The following is a 2,162-nucleotide window of genomic DNA, read 5'->3' as shown; positions in this document are numbered from 1 at the left end:
ATGTTACTTGCTTCTGAAATTGCTGAAGCAAATGGTGAAACAGGATCTTACCCAGCTGTATTAGGCTTCATCTTATGGATGATGGTAACTCCAACTTCATTTGCTGCTAAGGACTTAGGTGCTTCTTTCATCGATAAGGCTGGTAAATCTCATGGTTATACTTTAGGTGATTTCATTAATGTGACTGGTGAAGCTGCTAAGCATAAAATTACAGCTGATAGCTTTACTTACAGTGGTATTTTAAGTAACTACACTGCTGCAACTGGTTTATTCACAGGTTTAATTGTTGCAATCGTTGGTATGGAAATTTATAACATGTTCCGTAAGAATGATGCATTAAAGATCAGAATGCCTGAACAGGTTCCACCTGGAGTTGCTCGTGCATTCGAAGTATTAATCCCAACTTGCTTAACATGTATCGTTGTTGGTGCTGTTGGATTAGTATGTCAGTTAGCTACTGGTTCTGAATTAAACGCATTTATCTTCAACATGGTTCAGAAACCATTACAGAGCTTAATTGGTAACAATATCTTTGCAGTTGCTATTCTTTATGTAATTATCTCATTATTCTGGTGCGTAGGTATCCATGGTAACAACATGGTTGCTGCTGTTAAGGAACCAATCTTCAGACCATTACTATATGCTAACACAGCTGCATATACTGCAGGTGCTGCTCAGAAGGACATTCCATATGTAATGAACTTAACTATGTTACAGATGTTTGGTGAATTCGGTGGTTCTGGTGTTACAATCGGTTTAGTACTCGCAATTCTTATCTTCTCTAAACGTGAAGATAACAGAACAATCGCTGGTATCTCAATCGTTCCAGGTTTATTCAACATCAACGAAACTATGACATTTGGTATCCCTCTAGTATTGAACCCAATTCTAGACATTCCATTTATCTTAGCTCCAGTTGCTACTATCGTAATTGGTTATATCTTAGTTTCTAGTGGATTCTGTCCTAAGATCGTACTTGAAGTACCTTGGACAATGCCACCAGTTATCCTTGGCTTCTTAGCTACAGGTGGTAGCCCAATGGGTGCAATTTCTCAGTTGATCGTACTTGCAGCATCAACATTAATCTACATCCCATTCCTAATTGCTTACGAAAAGTATCAGGCTAAACAGGCTGCTGAATAATTTATTTAAAGTTTATAATTATAATATTTCGACAATGGGAAGAGAGCCTTGCCTCTCTTCTTTTTTATTGTAATAAAGGACTAAATATTGTATAATATAAAAGAAAGTGAGGCCTTTTTTTTATGAAAGAATTCAAGGTAAAACCAAATCTAGCTGTAGGTATCTGGCTAGGTGCTTTAACTCTTGTTTGGGTTTATGATATCGTCATGTTTGTATTAAAATCATTGGATCAGCAGTCATTTATTATTGTTTCAATTTTCTTAGCTGTATTGTATTTTTATTTTTTAGGGTGTCGTCCTTATAAATATATTGTCGATGGCAAAACTTTAATCTTTAAAAGAAGATTATTACCTCAAAAAGAAGTAGACTTAATGTCATGTGAAGTCATTTGTGATCCAGTATCAAGAATGGCTGACTTAGTCACTAGACCTCATGCTATTGAACTTTACACAGATTTAAAGAAGAGATATAGTACATTCCCAAAAGATAGATATGAATTTGTAGATGCAATTTGCGAATCTAATAAACGTATCCACTGTACAGTAGCGGATTATACTGACCAGCATCGTAAGATTGAAAAGAAAGAAAGACGCGAAAACAGAAGACGTAGAAAAATCAATAAGAGAAGCTAAAAGAAAAAAAGAATGCGTGATGATATGATGACCTCCCAGTAGACAGTGTAAATAATTAAAAGCACTGTTTACTGAGGAGGTTTTTCTTATGGGAAGAAAAAGCAAGTTTTCTAAGGAACAAAAAATAGAAATATGTAAAAGATACTTAGATGGTAGTGAATCGATTTCTATACTAGCAGAAGAAATAAATGCAGGTAAAACCACAATTGAAAGGTGGATTAAAATCTTTAAAGCGTATGGTGATTCTGCATTTGATGAAAAACCTGCAAATGAATCATATACAAAAGAGTTTAAATGCAAGGTTGTAGAAGAATATCTTGCTGGTGAAAGTTCACTAATAGATATTGCGCTAAAATATAATATTCCTTCAGATAGTACAGTACTTGC

3 protein-coding genes are annotated in these 2,162 nt (G+C 34.9%); all 3 read left to right on the top strand.

From position 1 onward, the window contains the following. Window positions 1-1,143, top strand: a 1,143-nt coding sequence (locus tag DW269_RS11605) for a PTS sugar transporter subunit IIC (RefSeq protein ID WP_147321705.1), incomplete at its 5' end; no start/stop codon positions are given. Between the two features lie 122 nt (window positions 1,144-1,265). Then, complete coding sequence (locus DW269_RS11600) at window positions 1,266-1,775, top strand: hypothetical protein (protein WP_117460087.1); 510 nt, start codon at window positions 1,266-1,268, stop codon at window positions 1,773-1,775. An 88-nt stretch (window positions 1,776-1,863) separates the two neighbouring features. After that, window positions 1,864-2,162: transposase (locus tag DW269_RS11595; protein ID WP_147321704.1), on the top strand; the 299-nt coding region annotated here is incomplete at its 3' end.

This window comes from Catenibacterium sp. AM22-6LB, assembly GCF_003435615.1.
In the GTDB taxonomy this organism is placed as follows: Bacteria; Bacillota_I; Bacilli_A; order Erysipelotrichales; family Coprobacillaceae; genus Catenibacterium; species Catenibacterium mitsuoka_A.
The sequence above is the reverse complement of the archived record's forward strand: the minus strand, read 5'-3'. Positions and strand labels throughout refer to the sequence as shown.

Excerpts from the sequence above, each read along its gene's own strand:
- DW269_RS11600 (WP_117460087.1), top strand. The coding sequence starts at position 1,266 with ATGAAAGAATTCAAGGTAAAACCAAATCTAGCTGTAGGTATCTGGCTA.